Consider the following 18,921-nt stretch of genomic DNA (forward strand, 5'->3'; position numbering starts at 1 on the left):
ATATGACAACATTACAAGAACTATTTAAAGAATTAGATGATTGGGAACAGCATAGTCCTAAAAGTTGGGCAGGAAGTATGGGAAGAACAGCAAAAATCAATGATATCCAAAGACAAATTAAAGAAGCGATCACCATAGAAGATATTAGAAAGTATATTTTAAATAAAGAAGATTAAAAGTAAAAGAAGCATGGGAGTGAGACGGCGTATTCAAAATGAATTCGAATCTCGCTCCTTACTTTTTTATGAAACAGTTATCTCGAACATATTCAATTTAAAGAAAAAGCGTTAAAATAAAGTTAGAGAAATCATGTCATGAATAAATATATAGAGGTGAATCAATAATGATATTCGTAATGTTATCTCCTTTACTGATAGTTGTATTTATCGCATTATCTATTATGGAAGAAAGAAAACGTAAGAAAAAAACGAAACATAAAGAAAATAAATTTGAACAAGAAAAAAATAAAATGTCTAATCCTAATGACAATAATGATCATGACGCAAAATAAAGGATGAAAAAAATGAAAGTATTAATTGTCGAAGATGATGTCGTCATTGCAGAAAGTCTAGGGAATGAACTCTCACATTGGAACTATGAAGTGAGTATTGCTAAGCAGTTTGGTAATATTCTTGAAGAATTTAAAACTGCAGAACCTGAACTTGTGCTATTAGATATTAATTTACCTACATTTAATGGTTATCATTGGTGCCAAGAGATACGTAAAGTATCTAATGTCCCAATTATTTTCATTAGTTCGCGTACTGACAATATGGATCAAATTATGGCAATTCAAATGGGGGGAGATGACTTTATTGAAAAGCCATTTAATTTGTCACTTACTATAGCGAAAATTCAAGCATTGCTACGTAGAACATATGATTTAACGGTTTCAAATAATGAGATGACTGTTAAAGGGTGTAAACTCGTTGTTGATGAAGCCACACTATACTACAACAATGACTCTGTACAACTTTCGTTTACTGAACTACAAATTTTGAATAAATTATTTCAAAATGAAGGGAAATATGTCAATCGTACAGCAATTATTGAAAAATGTTGGGAATCAGAGAATTTTATTGATGATAATACGTTAGCAGTAAATATGACACGCCTACGTAAAAAGCTGCAATCTATCGGTATTGTTGATTTCATTGAGACAAAGAAAAATGTAGGATATAAGGTGTAAATAGTATGTTAAAAGCGTTTATAAAATCGATACGTCATCAAATGATGATAGTAGCTTTATTTTTATTACTTTTCTTGGTGATTTTTTTTCTTTTTAATTTGCCTTTCAATGCCTTCTTTCTAGGTATGGCAATTATTCTTTTCATAATGATTATTTTTTGGTTGATTCAACTTAGTGGATTTCAAGAAGCAGTGTCTTTAAAAGAAGAAGTTGCTGACTTAGAAGATGAATTACAACGTGTAAAAAATGAACAAGCTGCATACCAAGTCAACGTTGAGAACTATTTTTTAACATGGGTGCATCAAATGAAGACACCTATTACCGCTTCAAAACTCCTTCTAGAAAGAAATGAAGATAATGTAGTAAATCGTGTGCGTCAAGAAATTATACAAATTGATAACTATACGAGTCTTGCACTCAGCTATTTAAAATTGATGAATCAAGAAACGGATATGTCCTTTTCAAAAGTGACCATTAACGATCTCGTTAAACCGCTTATTATGAAATATTCGATTCAATTCATCGATCAAAAAACAACTATTCATTACACACGTTGTGAAGATGAAGTACTGACTGATGTTCAATGGTGTACGATCATGATAGAACAAATTCTTAATAATGCTTTGAAATATGCAAGAGGTAAAGATATTTGGATTACGTTTAACAACGAAAATCATGTGCTATCTATACGAGATAACGGTGTAGGAATTAGTAAAGCCGATCTTCCCAAAATTTTCGATAAAGGGTACTCAGGCTATAACGGAAGACTTCATCAACATTCAAGTGGCATCGGATTATTTATTGTTAAACATATATCGGCACATTTACATCATAAAGTAGAAGTATCTTCAACGCTCCATGAAGGAACTACATTTGACATACATTTCCCAGAAAATAATTAAACTTTCAATAATGTAAGGATAGCTAGTAACATTTTTAAGAAATGATTAATGTTACTGGTTTCTTTTTGTTTTATGATAGAAGTAAGTGATAAATTAAAGAGTTTAATAAAAAGAAAGGAAGCATGGATATCATGTTGTTAGACGTGAATAATGTAAAAAAAATATTTGGAAGAGGCCTGAATGCTACTACCGCATTAAATGGCATTTCATTTAATGTGGATAGGGGTGAATTTGTAGCGATTATGGGTGAATCTGGATCTGGGAAGTCCACTTTACTTAATTTAATTGCAACTTATGATAAAGCTACTGAAGGTACGATAACGATTGACGCGCAAAATATCCGTCAATTGCGTAATAAAGAAATCGCTTATTTCCGTCGAGACCATTTAGGTTTTGTTTTTCAGGATTTTAACATTTTACCGACGATGACAAATAAAGATAATATCTTAATGCCACTTGTACTTGCGAATCGCTCACATCAAACGATGCGTCATCGTCTTTATCGCTTAAGTTATCAGTTACATATTGAACCACTTCTTAATAAATATCCTTTTGAAATATCAGGAGGAGAACAACAACGCGTGGCTATCTGTCGAGCACTGATTAATGAACCAGATTTGTTACTCGCAGATGAGCCTACAGGTGCACTTGATTCTAAAACTTCTAAAACGATTATGGAACTATTTAGAGACATTAATAAAAATGAGCAAACCATTTTAATGGTGACACATTCGGCTGTAGATGCTTCCTATGCCAAACGTATTTTATTCATTAAAGATGGCCGTTTATATCATGAAATTTATCGTGGGGAGGAACTACAATCAGAGTTTCAAAAACGTATTGCTGATAGTTTAGCAATGCTTCACGAAAGTGGTGATTAAAATGACTTTTCGCTTGGTTTGGACGTTAGTCATTCAGAATTTTAAGACACAGCGTCATATTATAATTCCATTTATTCTAGTCATCAGTACATTATTTGGTATTGAATTTATTTTATTATCCTTAAACATGAATACGTCGCTTCATAAGCATAGTGATGTTATTCCAGTTTTTATTAGTATAGGAAATTTTTTTATGTGTCTATTTGGACTCCTTTTTATTCTTTATGCTAATCGTTTTATTATGCGACGTCGTCAAAAAGAGCTTGCCATGAATATGATTTTGGGTATGGAAAAAAAGCATTTTAGGTTAATGCTGTTTATAGAAGGAATATATCAATATATTATCATTGGATGTCTGAGTATTATAGGTGGTTATTTATTTGGTGCATTAACTTATATGTCGTTAAATAGAATATTAGGTTATACACATGTAACTTTAAAAAAATATCCATTTGATATAAGTGCAATGAGATACACCTTATTGATGTTAGCAATAATGATGCTATTTTTATTTATTGTCAACAATATAAAAATCACATTTCAAAGTCCTATTAAGTTAATACAACAACAACATCCAACGGAAAAACAATGGTCCAAACCTTTACTCTATATCTTATTGATTGTTGGGATCATAACTGTTGTTGACAGTTATATGATTGCCTTAAAAGATACACTCATTTTGGTTTCATTACGTAATATTTTTATTGCCCTTATTTTAGTGACAATAGGAACGTATTGCTTATTTATATCATTGAGTGTCTTAGTGATAGATTGGCTTCAAAGGGTTCCGAGTATTTATTATCGACCTAAATATTTTTTTACTATTTCTGGTTTACGTTCAAGAATGAATTCTAATTCTATTGGTTTGGCTAGTTTAACCATGCTATGTACTTTTCTTATTGTGACTCTAGGAATGAGCGTCGCTACATATCGTAGTGTAGACCAACGTGCGAATCATTTAATGCCAACACAATATCGTATTGAATTGAGTGGAGATGTGCATCATAGTACTACGAGCAAACATAAAGTACGTCAGCTAGAAAATGAGATTAAGAGACATGCTGATGTTGATGCTTTCAGGGAATATACAAGTGGAAGTGTTGCAGTCACTTATAAGAAGGGTTCATTTGTAAAGCGAGATAATGAAAACAGTCCATTAGATTTAAATAGTATATATTTAATTGTAATGAATCAGAAAGATTACAATACAATCAATCATACGCACCTGCGACTTAAACATAATGAAATGGGAATATTAGCGAATCATTTCATATTTCAAAAGTTAGACCATATCAAATTAATGAATCAAACATTTAAAACAAATCAGTTAAAAGGAGATCATTTTTCATTTCCAGGTGGAGTCACACTTGTTACTCATAATGTAAATCAACAACGTCAATTGATTCATTATTATCAAACAACAGCAAATATTAACTCATACATTGCTTTTAATCTTAAAACAAAAGATACACAGTCCATAGATCATATTAAGTCTAAATTGATGAAACAATATGATATTCAAATTGATAATAAAGATGAATTAAATAAGGATATGTTTGATATTTATGGTGGTCTCATTTTTGTTGGAACTATTGTTTCTTTAGTCTTAATGATTGGTACATTTACGATGATGTATTACAAAAATATTGCTGAGGGATATGAAGATCGGAAAAACTATCGAATTATGCGTCAAGTAGGTTTAGAAGAAGAACGGATTAGATCTGTTATTCATGACCAAGTAGTTATTATTTTTACTTTACCTATTATAGTATCTATGATACATGTACTATGTGCTTCTAAAATGATTTATACTTTGCTTGGTATTTTAGATGTTAATGATATAAAATTATTTTTAACAACTTATATCGGTGTCTTAGTGTTTGTAATGATAATCTATGCTTTGATGTATGTAATGACGTCTCGTGTATATTATCGTCTTATTCATCATTGATATAATACTGAAAATAAATCATCATTATATCAATGAGTGTAAAATTTTAGACAGTAGGGTATAAGGATAAAAAAAGGAGGCGGAATAATGGCGAAACAATATGATGATGCAACAATTAGAAATAGTAACAATAACATTAAACGTACTGGTGAACACGTTCTTACTTGGATAGGTGTTGCGATTCAAGCATTAGTTGCAATTATGTTTTTAATGATTAAACCATTTATTGGTAATGCTGATTTTAAAGAACAAATTATTAATGAAACACAAAAGCAAGGCAATGAGGTTTCTATAACAGAAATAAATAATGGTATGGATGCATTAGGTGGTTTATTTAATTTCTTTACATGGGGCGCGTTCATCCCATTAATTCTTGCAATTATTGGTGGTATTTTAATTAATAAAAAACCTAAACTTGCAGGTATCTTATTAATTATTGCAGGTATTTTAGCGATTGCTACAAACTGGATCAGTTTAATTTTATGGTTAATTGCAGGTATTATGTTACTTGTTCGTAAACCTAAGCATGACATGTATGGCAATGCTGATTATAATGATCATTACAAAAGAGATCATCATGATGTAAATGCAAATAATAATGCATTCATTTTGAATGAAGAAGAAGAAAAACAGCAACAACGTTATATTAAAGATCATTATTCAAATAAAGATCAAGCAGCGGACAATAATAATGAAAGAGAGCACGATACACACGTAAATGATTCAAAGGATGACGACTATCGTGATCAACGTTATTCAAATCATAAAACGAATAAACGAAGTAATGATTTTATTCAAGATGAAGCAAGAAAGCTTCAAGAAGAAAAAGATAACAATCCATACAAATATTAATAATATGATATATAAAAGCGATGGTATTCCTAAGTTAATACCATCGCTTTTTACGTTAATTTCTACTATATGGTTTGGATAAAATATATTAGACATTAAATTAAATCTAAGTGTTCTCTTAGTGTAGAACCTTTATACTGATGTCGATATAAGCCACGACGTTGTAATTCAGGTACAATGAGTGTAACTACGTCGTTTAAACTATCTGGTAAAGAAGGTGGCATTAAGTTAAATCCATCTGCAACACCTGCATTAAACCAGCGTTCCATTTCATCTACAATTTCTTTTGGCGTACCTATGAGTGTCAGATGTCCACCACCCGCATTAAGGTAACTTAGCAGTTCTCTTACAGTAGGTTGCTTATCTTGAATAATTTCTAAGATGGTTTCATATCGACCCGCGGGACCGTTAAACTCTTCTAAGGAAGGTAGTTTAGGCACAGGAGCATCTAATTCCCACTGACTACAGTCTTGTTGAATGAAAAAACTGAGTTGCTTTAAAGCGGCTTTGATAGGAAGTCGTTGATCAAGTTCTGCTTTCTTTTTCAATGCTTCTTCATGTGTATGACCCACATAAGTGACTAGTCCAGGAAACACTTTAATATAACGCTGATGGTCACGTTGTGCCATTTCACTATCTAAGCGCTCGCGATACCGTTTTGCTTGCTTCATATTCCAAGAAACGGAATATACTGCATCTGCATATTTTGTAGCTAATGCAATACCTTGTTTAGAGGCACCTGCTTGCATCGCCACAGGTTTTCCCTGAATGCTACTTGGTGTTGTCAATGGTCCATGAACTTGAAAATATTTGCCATTGTGGTGAAGCGGTTTGATGTTGCGATTGATCATTGTATGGTGATGCCGGTTGGGTTTGAAATCTTCAGTATGCCAAGAATCAAACAATCCATTCATGACTTGAGCAAACTCTTCAGCCTTCTTATAGCGTTCATCATGATTAGGTAGATGATCCATGCTGTGATTTTGAGCTTCGGCATCTGTCATGGAAGTGACTAAATTCCATCCCACTCGTCCACCACTAATATGATCTAAACTAAGTAACTGACGTGCTGCAGTGAATGGATTAGAAAATGTACTTGAAATCGTAGGAACTAATCCAATATGTTGTGTGACTTGAGATATAGCAGTTAAGTTAATCAGTGGATCAAACCAAAAACTTGGCATCGACGTATAGCTAGGGATAAAAGACTGGTTATCTGCGAAAAAAACTACGTCTAACAGTCCTTTTTCAGATAACTGGGCTAATTCTTGATAGTAATGAATATCACCGAGACGTTCAATACTTGAATTGGGAAGTTGCCAAGCAGCTTGATGATGACCACATCCATAGATTAATACACCGAGATGAAGTTGATGTTGATGAGTCAATTTAATTTCTCACTCCAATGTTCATTTTATTTCTATTCTAAGCTAAGGAAGACCAGACCTATATTAATTCATGGTTAAACCACCATCGACAGTAATATTTTGACCAGTCATACCATCTGCAGCTTCGCTACTTAAATAAGCAACCATATTAGCAACATCTTGTGGGGTAGTCACCTTACGTAATGGAGTCGTCTGTGCAATTAAATCAAAAACATCTGGTGTAGTGACAGCACTAGCATCAGTTGTTTTAAGCAATCCTCCTGACACTACATTAGCAGTAATACCATATTGCCCTAATTCGGCTGCAACATTACGCGTGAATCCAATCAACCCAGCTTTAGCTGTTGTGTATTCATGATATGGGACAACGGGATGTTGATACAAATTTGTGCCAATGCTTACAATGGCACCAGAACCACGCTCTATAAATTGTGGAATGACACTTTGAGTAACATTAAAAGCGCCTTTTAGGGTACCGTCAATTTGTTGTTGGTAGTCTTCCCATGCTAAGTCTTTAAAGGCCTTTTGCGCATTAGGATCGAATTTAAAATTAACTAATGCGTTATTGACCACAACGTCAATTTTTCCAAAATGATGTGTTGCCTCATTAACTAAACGATCAACTTCAGCACGTTGTGTGACATCTGCTTGAATTGCGATAGCTTTGTCACCAAGCTCCTTTGCAAGTGCCTCAGCCGCTTCACGACTTTGATTGTAATTAATGATGACTTCAAATCCTTGTGTAGCTAATGTTTTCACAATGACCGCACCTAAACCACGGCTACTTCCAGTTACTAATACTGTTCTCGTCATAAAGATTGTGCCTCCATTTACTTCATTTACAGCAAAAAAATATGCAACCTTCACATTAGGAAAGTTGCATTAAAATAGATCTATCATTATTGAGAACAGTTTGACACATCTCAACAGGTCATCTTATTTTATAAGACACTTTCCTACGCTAGTATAAGCTAGTTCAGGTTCAAAGGGTTTGAGGTTACACCTCATCTCAGTTTTAAAACACCCCTAGTGCATATGATTTAACTATAGTTTCACTTTATGACTTCTATTATCAGAAGTCAAGCGCTCCCATTAAAGATTATATTGATTACTTTTTTATTTGAATATAAAAATAAAAATTTATATAATTTATTTTTATAATAATTTTCAATTATATGATTGAAAATCAGATATACCGTGTTTAAAATAGAAGTTACCCTAAATAGGTGCTTTATAGGATAAGTAATAAACAGTTTAACGTTGAATGAAGATTTAACGTTTTTATTTTTTACAAATAAAATATTGAGGAGAGCGACACGTATTATGAATTGGCTAGCAATTATTTTATTTTTAGCCGTTGTTATGGGGGTCAGTCTTTATGCGTTTTGGCGTTCAAAAAAAATAAAGACTGATAGTGCAGATGGCTATTTTATGGGAGGCAATAGTTTAACAGGATTTACGATTGCCTCAACGATTATTATGACTAATCTATCTACAGAACAAATTGTAGGACAGAATGGTCAAAGTTATGGTAAGGGTATGGAAGTGATGGCCTGGGAAGTCACAGCTGCTGTAGCAGTTGTCTTACTTGCATGGATATTCTTACCAAAATATTTAAGGTACGGTGTGGATACCATTTCTGAATTACTTGAAATGCGTTATGGTACCTTTACTAAACGTTTCGTTTCTATATTATTTATTTTCACTTATGTTGTATCATTTTTACCAGTTGTCTTATATTCTGGTTCATTAGTATTTAATAAAATGTTTAATATTGGAAAATACTTAGGAGTAAGTGATGCAACAGCAACGATTATTATTGCATTTGTCATTGGTGCAGTAGGTGTTATCTATTTATTTATCGGTGGTTTGTCACTGAGTGCATTTAGTGATTCAATCTATGGTGTCGGATTAATTATAGGTGGTTTGATTATTACAATTTTAGGTTTACATCATTTAGGTGATGGGAATTTTGTGAAAGGATTCGACCACATGGTCCAACGTACGCCTGAAAAACTAAACGCTTTTGGAGCTATTGATTCAAATGTTGTTCCATGGCCAACATTATTCTTTGGTATGTTCTTTAATAATTTATTCTTTTGGTGTGCGAACCAAATGATTGTACAAAAAGCATTAGCTGGTAAGAATTTAAAAGAAGCACAAAAAGGTGCGATATATTTAAGTTTATTTAAAGTATTTGGTCCTATTTTTACAGTGATTCCTGGTGTTATTGCATATAATTATTTCAATGGGGGTATAACATCTAATGATAATGCTTATCCTGCATTGATTCAGGCGATTTTACCTGATTGGGGCTATGGTCTATTCGGAGCAGTTATTTTTGGAGCCATATTAAGTTCATTTGTTGGATCATTAAACAGTACAACAACACTCTTTACTTTAGACTTTTATAAACCTATTTTTGGTAAGCGTGCTTCAGATCAACATATTGCACGTGTCGGTCATATCGCGACAGTTGTGATTGGCATTATTGTAGTAGGTATATCTCCACTTATTGCCCTTTTCCCAAGTGGATTATATGCGATTGTGCAACAGTTCAATGGTGTATATAGTATGCCAGTACTTGCATTGGTCTTAGTTGCATTTTATTCTAAGCACACATCTAAACTAGGCGCTAAAGTAGCTTTAGTTACACACATTGTGTTATATGCTGCAATTAGTTTTATGGTGCCACAATTAAATTATCTATATACTTTTAGTTTTATGTTCTTTATTGATTTAGCTATTATACTTGTCTTTAATAAATTTAAACCTTCCAATACGTTTGACTTAAATACTAATCAAGCTAAAGTGGATCTTACACCTTGGAAATACCGTTATGTTACAGGCGGTATTGTTCTAGGTTTAGTAGTACTTGCTTACATTATCTTTTCACCACTTGTACTTGCTAAATAATTATTTATAAATAGGTGTACGTTTGAAAAGAGTAGACTTTTTCAACGTACACCTTACTTTTTATATTTATAAAGAAAGGAGGATAACACAATGCACAAAATTGGTTTGATACCTTCACCGGGTGTGTCTCGTAAACACGTAGAAGCTGTTATTCCAGATATAAAAGAACAGCTGAATCAACGTGTGAATGATCAACAAGAATGGGTATTTCAACTACACGTTGATTTAATGATTGGCTCAGCTGAAGATGTACATGAAAGTATTGATAAAGCGGCAAAAATGAAAGATCAACATGATTGGGATTTTGTTGTATGTATTACAGATTTACCAAGTATTTCTGGAAATAAAGTAGTGATTAGTGATTTTAATAATGATAAACAAGTAGCGATGCTATCTTTACCTTCATTAGGTTGGATAGACCTACGACGAAAATTAAGAGATAGTTTAACTTCTATTATTGAACAATTGTATTATTCAACTTCAAGAGTGGCTCCCAAGATTCATCCTCTTATACATCCTAAAGCAGTAGAACCAAATGAAGATGAAACGCCAAAGCAACGTTATATTCATCGATGGTTTATTCTCAGTTGGATCCAACTTATTTTAGGGTTAACACGGGCAAATGAACCATGGAAAAATATTTTTAATTTCAAAAAGATTATTTCAGTTGCTTTTGCAACTGGGACTTATGTATCAATTTTCTCCATGCCTTGGGAACTGAGTATACAGTACTCCATAGTAAGATTTATTATACTTATGCTTATTGCTATCCTAGGTATGACAGGCTGGTTACTCTATGCACATCAATTGATTGAACGTAAAACAACTAAATCACAGCGTGTGTATCGCTATATTTATAATTTCACTACCATATTTACATTATTTATTATTACACTTTTAAATTATATTATTTTATATCTTTTATTAGCGATAAGTGTATCATTGTTTGTTCCACCAAGTTTATTTAATCAATGGACTAGCGCACATCCTCATTTTACGTTTATAAATTATGTAAAATTAGTATGGTTTGTATCTTCACTAGGTTTACTTGCTGGGGCAATGGGATCTACTGTAGAGAATGAAGAGAAGATCCGTCAGATTACTTATTCGTATCGACAATATCATCGTTATAAAGAAGCAGAACAAGAGAAGAAAGAAAAAGAACAAGCTCAATCATCTTCTCATGATGCATCAAATCAACAAGTTGAAGAAAGTGCATCCAATAAACAAAATAATGATAATCAACAAGATGAACATAAAAAACAAGATCATAGAGAGGAGGAAACAACATGAGTGAAGAAAAATTAATTGGTCTCGTTGTGGCGCCAGGAGTGACAGAGAAATTAGCACAAAGTTTAATTAATGACATCCCCAATATATTATCAGAACAAGATAATCACCAACGTGACTGGAAAGTTGATCTCGTGGTGGATCCTCTTACTGGTTTTGCGGAAAGTGTGGAAGAAATATTCAAAAAAATTCAAGATTATCATAATAAAAGAGAATGGGATTATGTTGTAGGAATTACAGACTTACCTATGTTCTATCATCAAAATGTACTTGCTTTAGATATTAATAAAAAAAATGGCGCTGCAATATTTTCGTATCCTGCTTTTGGATGGCGTCCTGTAAAGAATCGTTTTAAACATGCTATCGTAACCATTATTAATGAACTTCATTATTCTGAAAGAGAGCATGTGGGTTATGATGACAATAATAGGGTTAAGAAAGAAATCAATAAACAATTTCCTTTTTCACGTATTGAGAAAACAGAAGTACATTTAAAAGAAACAGGAAATAATCATTTAAGATATTTATCAAATTCACGTAGTCTTGGAATGATACGACTTGTCAGTGGGATGACCTTTGCGAATAACCCACTGAATATGATGGCAAGTTTAAGTAATATTGTAGCGATTGCTTTTACGACAGGCGCATTCGGATTGATTTTTTCAACCATGTGGAATATGGGTCTTGATTTTTCTGTATGGCGATTATTTGGAATTTCCATCATGGCAATTTTAGGTATGCTCGTTTGGATAATGGTCTCCCATGGTCTATGGGAATCTACAAAAAAAGCTAAGCATAAAAGAATTGTAATGTTATATAATTTAACAACGATCATGACTTTATTGATAGCCATTGTGATATATTATATGATTTTATATTTATTATTCTTAATTGCAGAGCTTGTGTTATTACCTCCAGGATTCTTAGGACAACAAGTAGGTTTAAAAGGACCAGCCAGTGTCCAACTTTATTTAAGTATTCCTTGGTTTGCAACCTCAATATCTACTGTTGCAGGAGCAATAGGCGCAGGTTTGCTTAATGATCAATTAATTAAAGAAAGCACATATGGTTACCGTCAAAAAGTACGTTATGAAAAGAATAACTAATTAGTAATAATGAAGTGAGAAACACTTCATTATTATTTTTATATACTATAATAAATTTATAGAAAATATCTTTAAAGTCATTTGAAATCATGAATAAATATAAGTGTGAATGGATATATAGTTTTTCAAGTATGACTAAAAAGGAAGTTAAAAAGATAGTCGGAAAATATAAAATTCATATAGAGTGTATAGATTATGAATTGATTACAAGGATTTAGTAGTTAATTATAATCCTAGTTTTAAAGAAAAGGTAGTAATTACAGTTGGAGTTGCTTCAATAATGAAAAAAACGGTTATGAAGTAGGCACTTATTTAGGTAGGAATAAAATAAAACTTATATTTTTAGTTCGAATCAAAAATGTATGTTTATTTTAAAGTAAATATTCTCTAAACTTTCTTGACTTTCTTCTCAAAACTCGTTAAAGTATTAGCATATTATTCTGACAATTCTGATAGGTATTAGATTAATAAATTTGTAAATACTGAGGAGGGACCATAGGTTTATGTCAGTATCAAAGATAACGTATGAGAGTTTTGATGGCGATCCATTTATTGACTCCATTTCTACTGACGACGCGACAAAGGGTGCCTATGAAATTTTAAAATGGGCTTATACTACGTATGGTGAAGATATCGTTTACTCATGTAGTTTTGGGGCAGAGAGCATGGTACTTATTCATTTGATTTATCAAATTAAACCAGATGCTCAAATTGTATTTTTAGATACAGATTTACATTTTCAAGAAACATACGATTTAATTGATAGAGTAAAAGAACGTTTTCCTAAGTTACGTATTGAAATGAAGAAACCAGAATTGACGCTTGAAGAACAAGCTGAGAAATACAATCCTGCATTATGGAAAAATAATCCAAATCAATGTTGTTATATTCGTAAAATTAAACCTTTAGAAGAGGTACTAGGTGGCGCGATTGCCTGGATTTCAGGACTACGAAGAGATCAATCTCCGACTCGTGCTAAAACAAATTTCATTAATAAAGATGAACGTTTTAAATCGATTAAAGTATGTCCTTTAATTTATTGGACGGAAGATAACGTTTGGGATTATATTAAACAACATGATTTACCTTATAATGAACTTCATGATCAGCATTATCCAAGTATTGGTTGTATTCCTTGTACAGCGCCAGTATTCAATTCTGATGATTCCAGAGCAGGACGTTGGTCAAGTTTTGAAAAAACAGAATGTGGACTTCATGTTGCAGATAAACCGTGATGTAAGGTTTAAAAAATTTTTTATATAAAACATAGTATTCTGATAAGGATTTAAAAATATTCTATATTCGATTTTTACTGGAAAGTCGAATATAGATTACATAATATAGAGATAGTAAGTATTTTAAATAAAATAAAGATTGAAATGATAGAGGTGGATGAATTGAATCTAAGTGTTACCAATAGTCCTTTTACTGAAGGACAAGCCACACAAATTAATGAATTATTACAGACACTTACGCCAGAACAAAAAGTATGGCTAAGTGGCTATTTAGTCGCAAATCAGCAACTTACATCAGGAACATCTGAGACACAAGGTTCACAAATAGGAGCTATTTCAAAGGATACTGAAACAATGCTTCAACAAAATGAACCAACAATTCAACCTGAAAAACGTGCGATTACATTATTATATGGTTCAGAAACAGGAAATGCGCAAGGTTTAGCAGAAATATTTGAAGAACGTCTTTCAAATATTGGACATAATGTAACGTTAAAGGCAATGGATGAATTTAAACCTAAAAATCTTAAAAATGTCGAAGATTTATTTATTATTACTTCCACACAAGGTGAAGGAGATCCACCGGATAATGCAGCCGAATTACATGAATTTATTCATGGTAGAAAAGCCCCTAAATTAGAAGGAGTAAGATTTTCAGTACTTGCATTAGGTGATCAAACCTATGAATTCTTCTGCCAAACAGGTAGAGATTTTGATAAAAAACTTGAAGAACTTGGGGCCGAACGATTATATGAACGTGTTGATTGTGATGTTGATTATGAAGAAGATGCCGAAAAATGGATGGCTAATGTCATTAATACTATTGACTCAGCACCTGAAGGTACACAAAGTGAACAAGTTGTAAGTGAATCAATCAAATCTGCGAAAGAGAAAAAATACTCAAAGGCGAATCCATATCAAGCTGAAGTATTAGAAAATATTAATTTAAATGGTAGAGGATCTAATAAAGAAACACGTCATATTGAATTCTTATTAGATAACTTTGGTGAAGAATATGAAGTAGGAGATTGCTTAGTCGTTTTACCACAAAATGATCCAGCTTTAGTTGAATTACTGATGAGTACGTTAGGATGGGATCCGGGCGATCAAATTCAAATCTCAGAAGATGGAGATACGATTTCATTAGAAGAAGCATTAACATCTTACTTTGAAATTACAAAATTAACGAAACCATTACTTCAAAATGCAGCAGCATATTTTGATAATGAAGCGTTAGAAGACAAAGTTCAAGATAGTGAGTGGATACAAAATTATATTGAAGGTAGAGATTTTATTGATTTACTCAATGATTTCCCACCTGAAGAATTAGAACCTGAAGATTTATATCAAATCCTTAGAAAATTACCTCCTAGAGAATATTCTATATCAAGTAGTTATCAATCATTACCTGATGAAGTTCACATTACGGTTGGTGCAGTAAGATATAACACACACGGTAGAGATCGTTCAGGTGTATGTTCTGTTCAATTTGCTGAACGTATTCAACCAGGAGATACTGTTCCAATTTATCTTAAACGTAATCCAAACTTTAAATTCCCTAAAGATGGAGATACACCTGTCATTATGATAGGACCTGGTACAGGAATTGCACCATTTAGAGCACATATGCAAGAACGTGAAGAATATGGTTATAAAGGTAATACGTGGTTATTCTTCGGCGATCAACACTTTACTACTGATTTCTTATATCAAACAGAATGGCAAGAATGGTTAAAAGATGGTGTTCTTGAAAAAATGAATGTCGCTTTCTCACGTGATACAGATCAAAAAGTATATGTACAACATCGCATTGCTGAACATAGTAAAGAATTTAATGAGTGGTTAGAAAAAGGTGCATCGATCTACATTTGTGGTGATGAAAAAAATATGGCTAAAGATGTACATCAAGCGATACGCAATGTATTAGTGAAAGAACAAAATTTAACTGAAGAAGATGCTGAAAGCTACTTAAAACAAATGAAAAAAGATAAACGTTATCAACGTGACGTGTACTAAAGAAAGGGTGGAGAGTGAATGGCTAAAACGATTAAACAAATTGCTGATGAGTTAAATGAAAACCTTGATGCGTTAGAACATTTAAAAACTGAAAGTAATTATTTACGCGGTACGATTGAAGAAGGCTTAGCAGATCCTTTAACTGGTGCCATTTCTGATGACGATACTAAATTACTTAAGTTTCATGGGAGTTATCAACAAGATGACCGAGATGTACGTGATGAACGTCGTAAACAAAAATTAGAACCTGCATATGCTTTCATGATTCGTGTGCGACTACCTGGAGGTAAAGCAACACCTGAGCAATGGATTGCAATGGATGATATTTCTAATAATTATGCGAATCATACATTGAAACTCACAACACGTCAAACTTTCCAATTTCATGGTATTTTAAAACGAAATTTAAAATCATCTATGAAAAAAATTAATGAATCAGTGTTAGATACGATTGCAGCATGTGGAGATGTCAATCGTAATACAATGTGTAACCCAAATCCATATCAATCAAATATTAATAAAGAAATACTTGATTATGCTACAGCCATTAGTGATCATTTATTACCTAAAACGAATGCCTATCATGAAATTTGGTTAGATGGAGAGAAAGTGCTTGATTCTAAAGAAGAAGTAGAGCCAATGTACGGGGAAAAATATTTACCACGTAAATTTAAAATTGGTATTGCCGTACCACCATCAAACGATATTGATGTATTTTCACAAGATATTGGTTTAATTGCAATTGTAGAAAATGATGAACTCGTTGGATTTAATGTGGCTATTGGTGGCGGCATGGGTATGACGCATGGTAATCCAGATACATACCCTCAAGTAGGACGCATTGCTGGATTTATTCCTAAAGATAAAGTCATAGATGTATGTGAAGCATTACTTACAATTCAACGTGATCTTGGTAATCGTTCAAATCGTAAAAATGCACGTTTTAAATATACAGTAGATCGTTTTGGTGTAGATAATATTGTTAAAGAATTAAATACACGTCTAGGCTGGGAAATCAGTGAAGCTCGCGAATTTAAATTTGAACATAATGGCGATCGTTTAGGTTGGATTGAAGGTGAAAAAGGTGTATGGAATTATACATTATTCATTCAAAATGGACGTGTAAAAGATACAGAAGACTATAAGTTAAAAACGGCGTTAAGAGAAATTGCAGAAACACATACTGGTGATTTTAGATTATCTCCAAACCAAAATTTAATTATTGCTAATGTAACTGAAGAGAAAAAAGCAGATATTCAATCTCTTATTGATAAATACGGTTTAACTGATGGTAAAAATTATAGTGGTTTAAGACGTAATTCAATGGCTTGTGTAGCATTTCCAACTTGTGGTTTAGCAATGGCTGAATCAGAACGTTATTTACCAACGCTATTATCTAAAATTGAAGATTTATTAGATGAAGCTGGTGTTAGTGAAGAAGAGATTACTATACGTATGACAGGTTGTCCTAATGGATGTGCACGACCTGCATTAGCTGAGATTGCATTTATTGGTAAAGCACCTGGCAAATATAATATGTATTTAGGTGGAAGCTTTAACGGTGATCGCTTAAATAAACTATATAAAGAAAACATCGATGAAAAAGAAATTCTCGAAAGCTTACGTCCAATTTTAATGGATTATGGAAAATCACGTCTCGAAGGTGAACATTTCGGAGACTTCGTTATTCGTTCGGGTGTAGTAGCTAAAGTTCATGATGGTAGAGATTTTCACAGCTAATGTTTAAAGAAATAGAAGGCGAACGGGGTGATAAGATGGGAAAGGTTTATCTTGTAGGTGCAGGACCTGGTGATCCTGATTTAATAACTGTAAAAGGTATGAAAGCGATTCAAGCGTCAGATGTGATTTTATATGACCGCTTAGTGAACAAGGAAATTTTAGATTTTGCAAAACCTCACACAAAGTTCTTCTATTGTGGTAAAGATCCAAATAAGCATTCATTGCCACAAGAAGAAACAAATCGTATGTTAGTGAATTTAGCGAAAAAAGGGCACACCATTACACGATTAAAGGGTGGTGATCCTTTCGTTTTTGGACGTGGTGGCGAAGAAGCAGAAATATTAGCGGATAATCAAATTCCATTTGAAATTGTTCCTGGGATTACATCAGGAATTGCAGCTCCTGCTTATGCAGGAATTCCTGTTACTCACAGAGATTATAGTTCATCCGTTGCGTTTGTTACAGCTGTGAATAAACCAGGTATGACGAAAGAAGCATATTGGGAACATTTAGCCCATGGTCCTGAAACATTGTGTATTTATATGGGTGTAAAACGTTTGCCTGAAATTTGTGAACTGTTAGTGCGTCATGGTAAGTCAGTAGATACACCTGTAGCGCTAGTACATTTAGGGACAACAGTTTCTCAAAAAACAGTCACTGGAACATTAGGTAGCATTGTACAATGTGCATCTGAAATCAAAAATCCTGCAATGATTGTGATTGGTGATGTGGTAAATATGCGTCAAAAAATTAGCTGGTTCAAAGAACAAGTATCAGATGTTGAAATGACATTACCATAATTTGAAAAATATCTAATATAGGAGGACGACAATATGAACCATATGCCGCTCATGATTGATTTAAGCCAGAAATCGATTGTCATAGTAGGTGGCGGAAAAGTTGCAACGAAACGAGCTTCAACTTTAATCGAATATTGTGATGATGTTCATATTGTTAGTCCTATTATTTCAACAACTTTAAAAGAACTATTAGATAACGAAATGATCACTTGGAGCCAAAAAGAATTTGAGCCACAAGATGTTGAACATGCCGATCTTGTAGTGATTGCCACAAATAATAACGACGTCAATACAAAGGTGTTAGAAAGTGTTCCTCATTATGCATTATGTAATCATGCTTCGAAAGCCCAAGTTGGAAATGTTACGATTCCAAGTATTTTAAAACGTGGAAAACTTTCTATTAGCGTGTCAACCAATGGGGCAAGTCCTAAATTGAATAAAAAAATTATTTCAAGAATAAGCGATATGTACGATGAATCATATGAAATGTATATTGATTTTTTATATGAAAGTAGACAACTAATTAAACAATTATCAATCGAGCCATCTAGGAAACAGGATTTATTACAACACATTTTATCTGATGAGTATTTAGATGAGGTTAAGCAACGAGAATTCACACGATGGCTTCATTTACAAGTTTAGGTATGAAGGG

Annotated in this window: 17 protein-coding genes and 1 riboswitch; of the genes, 15 read left to right on the top strand and 2 right to left on the bottom strand. The window is 32.9% G+C overall.

Features of this window, described 5'->3' with window-relative positions; all coding sequences use genetic code 11:
- Window positions 1-2 precede the first annotated feature (2 nt).
- The 7 genes from BDW25_RS10880 to BDW25_RS04650 all read left to right on the top strand — a co-directional run bounded on the left by BDW25_RS10880 (window position 3) and on the right by BDW25_RS04650 (window position 5,775).
- Window positions 3-176 (top strand): hypothetical protein, encoded by a 174-nt coding sequence (locus BDW25_RS10880; protein ID WP_002449232.1) that lies wholly within the window; start codon window positions 3-5, stop codon window positions 174-176.
- Between the two features lie 167 nt (window positions 177-343).
- Window positions 344-511: a hypothetical protein gene (locus BDW25_RS10885; protein ID WP_002488268.1), complete on the top strand. Its 168-nt coding sequence runs from the start codon at window positions 344-346 to the stop codon at window positions 509-511.
- 12 nt (window positions 512-523) lie between these two features.
- Window positions 524-1,189, top strand: a complete 666-nt coding sequence (locus BDW25_RS04630; RefSeq protein WP_002488207.1) for a response regulator transcription factor — start codon at window positions 524-526, stop codon at window positions 1,187-1,189.
- Between the two features lie 5 nt (window positions 1,190-1,194).
- The gene (locus BDW25_RS04635; RefSeq protein WP_002488276.1) at window positions 1,195-2,091 is read left to right on the top strand and encodes a sensor histidine kinase; all 897 of its coding nucleotides are present in this window, start codon (window positions 1,195-1,197) and stop codon (window positions 2,089-2,091) included.
- Window positions 2,092-2,222: 131 nt separating this feature from the next.
- The gene (locus tag BDW25_RS04640) at window positions 2,223-2,972 is read left to right on the top strand and encodes an ABC transporter ATP-binding protein (RefSeq protein ID WP_002449305.1); all 750 of its coding nucleotides are present in this window, start codon (window positions 2,223-2,225) and stop codon (window positions 2,970-2,972) included.
- A 1-nt stretch (window position 2,973) separates the two neighbouring features.
- The gene (locus BDW25_RS04645; RefSeq protein WP_133944956.1) at window positions 2,974-4,923 is read left to right on the top strand and encodes an FtsX-like permease family protein; all 1,950 of its coding nucleotides are present in this window, start codon (window positions 2,974-2,976) and stop codon (window positions 4,921-4,923) included.
- A gap of 87 nt (window positions 4,924-5,010) precedes the next feature.
- Complete coding sequence (locus tag BDW25_RS04650; protein WP_133944958.1) at window positions 5,011-5,775, top strand: DUF4064 domain-containing protein; 765 nt, start codon at window positions 5,011-5,013, stop codon at window positions 5,773-5,775.
- A gap of 95 nt (window positions 5,776-5,870) precedes the next feature.
- On the opposite strand, the gene BDW25_RS04655 is transcribed toward BDW25_RS04650, so the two are convergent.
- Complete coding sequence (locus BDW25_RS04655) at window positions 5,871-7,163, bottom strand: LLM class flavin-dependent oxidoreductase (protein WP_002449506.1); 1,293 nt, start codon at window positions 7,161-7,163, stop codon at window positions 5,871-5,873.
- Window positions 7,164-7,226: 63 nt separating this feature from the next.
- Window positions 7,227-7,976 (bottom strand): 3-oxoacyl-ACP reductase, encoded by a 750-nt coding sequence (locus BDW25_RS04660; protein WP_002454777.1) that lies wholly within the window; start codon window positions 7,974-7,976, stop codon window positions 7,227-7,229.
- Window positions 7,977-8,099: 123 nt separating this feature from the next.
- A riboswitch (TPP riboswitch) is annotated at window positions 8,100-8,201 on the bottom strand.
- A 285-nt stretch (window positions 8,202-8,486) separates the two neighbouring features.
- Between BDW25_RS04660 and BDW25_RS04665 the strand changes: the two genes are divergently transcribed.
- The 8 genes from BDW25_RS04665 (at window position 8,487) to BDW25_RS04700 (ending at window position 18,911) form a co-directional block, all read left to right on the top strand.
- Window positions 8,487-10,079, top strand: coding sequence for a solute:sodium symporter family transporter (locus BDW25_RS04665; RefSeq protein WP_133944960.1), 1,593 nt, complete (start codon window positions 8,487-8,489; stop codon window positions 10,077-10,079).
- Between the two features lie 90 nt (window positions 10,080-10,169).
- A complete protein-coding gene (locus BDW25_RS04670) occupies window positions 10,170-11,372 on the top strand; it encodes a 5,10-methylene-tetrahydrofolate dehydrogenase (protein ID WP_002488245.1) in 1,203 nt (400 codons plus the stop codon).
- Window positions 11,369-12,475 carry a 5,10-methylene-tetrahydrofolate dehydrogenase gene (locus tag BDW25_RS04675; protein ID WP_087436288.1) on the top strand — a complete coding sequence of 369 codons (1,107 nt, stop codon included), beginning with the start codon at window positions 11,369-11,371 and terminating at the stop codon, window positions 12,473-12,475. Before BDW25_RS04670 ends, BDW25_RS04675 begins: the two co-directional genes overlap by 4 nt.
- A 503-nt stretch (window positions 12,476-12,978) precedes the next feature.
- On the top strand, window positions 12,979-13,710 hold the full coding sequence (locus BDW25_RS04680; RefSeq protein ID WP_002488232.1) for a phosphoadenylyl-sulfate reductase: 732 nt from the start codon (window positions 12,979-12,981) through the stop codon (window positions 13,708-13,710).
- 162 nt (window positions 13,711-13,872) lie between these two features.
- A complete protein-coding gene (locus BDW25_RS04685; RefSeq protein WP_133944962.1) occupies window positions 13,873-15,726 on the top strand; it encodes an assimilatory sulfite reductase (NADPH) flavoprotein subunit in 1,854 nt (617 codons plus the stop codon).
- Between the two features lie 18 nt (window positions 15,727-15,744).
- Window positions 15,745-17,466, top strand: coding sequence for an assimilatory sulfite reductase (NADPH) hemoprotein subunit (gene cysI, locus BDW25_RS04690; protein ID WP_049334804.1), 1,722 nt, complete (start codon window positions 15,745-15,747; stop codon window positions 17,464-17,466).
- Between the two features lie 35 nt (window positions 17,467-17,501).
- On the top strand, window positions 17,502-18,266 hold the full coding sequence (gene cobA, locus BDW25_RS04695; RefSeq protein WP_019835187.1) for a uroporphyrinogen-III C-methyltransferase: 765 nt from the start codon (window positions 17,502-17,504) through the stop codon (window positions 18,264-18,266).
- A gap of 33 nt (window positions 18,267-18,299) precedes the next feature.
- Window positions 18,300-18,911, top strand: coding sequence for an NAD(P)-binding protein (locus BDW25_RS04700; protein WP_133944964.1), 612 nt, complete (start codon window positions 18,300-18,302; stop codon window positions 18,909-18,911).
- The last annotated feature ends 10 nt before the right edge of the window (window positions 18,912-18,921 follow it).

The organism is Staphylococcus sp. AtDRG32 (genome assembly GCF_004365845.1).
Classification (GTDB): Bacteria; Bacillota; Bacilli; order Staphylococcales; family Staphylococcaceae; genus Staphylococcus; species Staphylococcus hominis.